General features: G+C 62.4%; 4 protein-coding genes. All 4 read right to left on the reverse strand.

The features are described 5' to 3' along the window. Window positions 1-25 precede the first annotated feature (25 nt). Window positions 26-619: a plasmid pRiA4b ORF-3 family protein gene (locus DQG18_RS15780; protein WP_116655206.1), complete on the reverse strand. Its 594-nt coding sequence runs from the start codon at window positions 617-619 to the stop codon at window positions 26-28. Further along, a complete protein-coding gene (tnpC, locus tag DQG18_RS15785) occupies window positions 616-2,250 on the reverse strand; it encodes an IS66 family transposase (protein WP_116655207.1) in 1,635 nt (544 codons plus the stop codon). Before tnpC ends, DQG18_RS15780 begins: the two co-directional genes overlap by 4 nt. An 88-nt stretch (window positions 2,251-2,338) precedes the next feature. After that, window positions 2,339-2,686: an IS66 family insertion sequence element accessory protein TnpB gene (tnpB, locus tag DQG18_RS15790; protein WP_116655208.1), complete on the reverse strand. Its 348-nt coding sequence runs from the start codon at window positions 2,684-2,686 to the stop codon at window positions 2,339-2,341. After that, a complete protein-coding gene (tnpA, locus tag DQG18_RS15795; protein WP_116655209.1) occupies window positions 2,683-3,093 on the reverse strand; it encodes an IS66-like element accessory protein TnpA in 411 nt (136 codons plus the stop codon). Before tnpA ends, tnpB begins: the two co-directional genes overlap by 4 nt. Window positions 3,094-3,153 lie beyond the last annotated feature (60 nt).

A 3,153-nucleotide genomic window follows, 5' to 3' on the forward strand; every position in this document is an offset into this window, starting at 1 on the left:
GGTAAGCATCCGCTGAGGGCCGCGGTTATTTCGCTTTCGCCTTGGGTTTCCATCGCCGAGCGTAGCGCTTGAGCTCACCTTCGATGGCTTCCACATCGACCAGACGTGGATCGAAGCCGTCCTCGAGATACCATTCACGCATTTCGGCATGATCGTCATGGTTGGGGTCGTTTATGGCTTCGAGGAAGAGTTCATAGCCCGGCGGGCCGCCGATATCTTCGGGCGGCGTGCGTCCCTCGGCCAGGATCAACTGGGGATACAGCGCGCCGGACTCGGGCTCGGAGATAAAGTTGATCCGAATGGTGTGCTCCCAGCCATCACCGAAGTCATAGAGATAGCTGATGGCGCGAGCATTTGTTTCCTGAAGGACCCGGAGCAGTGTTGCCTTGGAGGCGTCGCGAAGATCGGTGCCAAAGTCATGATCGGGAACGCCCCACCCGATATTGTGGTAGCGGAACTCGTAAAGGTGGCTGTCGGTCCAGCCAAAGGCGATCTGCAAGACGATGTGGAGCCGATCCATGCGCAGGTTGAGCGGCACGACCAGTTTGCGCCTGACCTGCGGCTCGACGTCCTCGAGGATGACGGTGATGGTGGCAACGAAGTGGGATGCAGGGCTCATGCAACGAGCTTAACGGCATCCTTGTCAGCGTTCCAGTTCCAGGGAAGCAGTTCCCCTAGCCGGTTCTGCGGCATGTCGGCAATGCGGGCGAGCACGTCGGCGAGCCAGGCCTGGGGATCGATGTCGTTGAGCTTGGCCGAGACGATGAGGGTGTACATGAAGGCCGCCCGGCGGGCCCCGCGGTCCGATCCGGCGAACAGCCAAGCTTTTCTGCCAAGGGCAATTCCGCGCAGAGCCCGTTCTGCTGCGTTGTTCGAGAGGCAGATGCGGCCATCCTCGAGGAATGCCGTAAAGCCGGCCCAGCGCGCGAGCATGTAGTTCATGGCCTTGGCCACCGGAGCATGACGCGAGAGCTTTTCGCGCTCGGTCGTCATATAGGCATGCAGCTCATCGACGAGTGGCGCACACAGCCGCTGCCGCTCGGCAAGGCGCTGATCAGGCGGCAGACCGTAGAGATCGCGTTCGATGGCAAAAATCTCGTCGATCCTGCGCACCGCCTCGAGCGCGACCGGGGAGATGGCACCACCTTTGCCCTTCTTTTTTCGGACCTTTTCGATATCGGCGAGTTCGAACAAGGGTCGTCGTCCGTGAGGCCAGCAAAAGGCCGCCTGGATAGGCTCGCTGCGACGCTCGGGATCGAACAGGCCGTTGTAGCCGGCAAAGGCGTCCACCTGCAGGATGCCGGAATAGTCGGCGAGATGGCTCCTTGGATGCTCGCCCCTGCGATCTGGTGAAGCAAAGAACAGGGCCGCCGGACCATCGGTGCCGCCGAAGGGGCGGTCATCACGTACGTAAGTCCACACCCGACCTGTTCTGGTCTGTCCCTTGGCCAGGATCGGCACCGTGGTGTCGTCCCCGTGCAGTCGATCGGCGGCCATCACGTGATCGGCGATCAGATCATGGAGCGGCTTGAGCGCCACCGTTGCGGCGCCAACCTGGTCGGCCAGCGTCGAGAGACTGACGGGCACGCCCTCGCGGGCAAAGCGCTCGGACTGACGGTTGAGCGGCTGATGCTGACCGAACTTCTCGAACAGGATCGTTGCCAGAAGGTTGGGTCCGGCAAAGCCGCGCGGCGTGGGATGAAAAGGCGCCGGTGGCTGGCTGATCTTCTCACAGTCCCGGCAGCTGAACTTCTCCCGCACCGTCTGGACCACCTTCCACTGACGCGGGATCACCTCGAGTGTTTCGGTCACATCCTCGCCCAGCTTGACCAGATGATCGGACCCGCAGCACGCGCAGGCTTCGGGCGCCGGCACCACGACGCGCTCGCGCGGCAGGTGTTCGGGAAAGGCGCGCCGTTGTGCCCGCTTGCGGGTAAAGGCTTTGACCGGAGTGGTCCTGGCTGCGGCCATTTCGGCGGCAAGCTCGTCTTCGGTGGCCGCCGCTTCGAGATCCTCGAGTTCGAACTCGAGCTGGTCGAGCAGCTTGGCCTTCCTCTCGGACCGCTGCCCATACAGACTGCGCTTGAGCTTTTCGATCTCGAGCTTGAGGCGGGCGATCTCGGCGTCGCCATCAGTCTTTTCTGCAACAACCCGCGCCGCTTCGGCTTCCGCCAGATCGGCACGCTGTTCGGCTGCGGCAAGTGCAGCGCGAAGGGCAGCAATCTCGGCGTTTCCGGCAGGTTCGACCATGTCGCAAACCTAACAGAACTCGCCTCAGGTCACGAGCCGATTTGCCTGGCTTTACACCAGATGAGTCACCGTGTCGCGGCACGATAGATCATCCCGCCGAGAGCGGGCGCCACGTCTTTTGCGGCATGCGCCAGTCGATCCCCTCAAGCAGATAACCGAGCTGGGCAGACGAGATCGTCACAACACCGTCGGCTGGTGAGGGCCAAAGGAAGCGCCCATGCTCGAGCCGTTTGGTGAATACGCATGCCCCCTGACCATCATGCCAGATGATGCGGACCAGATTGCCCTTGCGCCCCCGGAACACGAACAGATGTCCGCAATGGGGATCGCGCTTGAGCACCTCCTGCACCACCAGCGCCAGAGAGTTGAACCCCTTCCTCATGTCAGTGTGGCCCGCTGCCAGCCACACTCGCGTCCCACTCGGAACCGGGATCATCGCTCCACCACATCAAGCAGACGCCCCAGCGCAACCGGAGCGATATCAGAGCGCACCAACATTCGGCGACCATTGCGCAGCACGATCTCGACCGGACTGACTGATCCATTCTCGGGCGGCTCGGGTGGAACACCGCCGTCGCCGGCATGTGCCCCAACCTCATCAACCCGCACCGGGTAGAACGCAGCCGCCTCGTTGCCAAGCCGGCCTTCGCGATACGCCTTGCGCCAGGCAAACAGCATCGGCACCGCGATCGAGTGTTTCCGCGCCGTCGCCGAGGCCATTCGCGGGGCCGACAAACTCTCCTCCACGATCCGGATCTTCTCCGCATCACTGAAACGACGGCGCCGGCCCGTATCCACGATCTCGAGCCGCTCGACACGGCTTCTATCTGTAAAGATATCCATACCGACAGTCAGCTATCAGACCGATCGCGCAAGCCAAGGCGGCTCTCAACGGAGGCTTAC

The organism is Pelagibacterium sediminicola (assembly GCF_003390885.1).
Taxonomy (GTDB): domain Bacteria; phylum Pseudomonadota; class Alphaproteobacteria; order Rhizobiales; family Devosiaceae; genus Pelagibacterium; species Pelagibacterium sediminicola.

Excerpts from the sequence above, each read along its gene's own strand:
- DQG18_RS15780 (WP_116655206.1), bottom strand. The coding sequence starts at position 619 with ATGAGCCCTGCATCCCACTTCGTTGCCACCATCACCGTCATCCTCGAG.
- tnpC (WP_116655207.1), bottom strand. The coding sequence starts at position 2,250 with ATGGTCGAACCTGCCGGAAACGCCGAGATTGCTGCCCTTCGCGCTGCA.
- tnpB (WP_116655208.1), bottom strand. The coding sequence starts at position 2,686 with ATGATCCCGGTTCCGAGTGGGACGCGAGTGTGGCTGGCAGCGGGCCAC.
- tnpA (WP_116655209.1), bottom strand. The coding sequence starts at position 3,093 with ATGGATATCTTTACAGATAGAAGCCGTGTCGAGCGGCTCGAGATCGTG.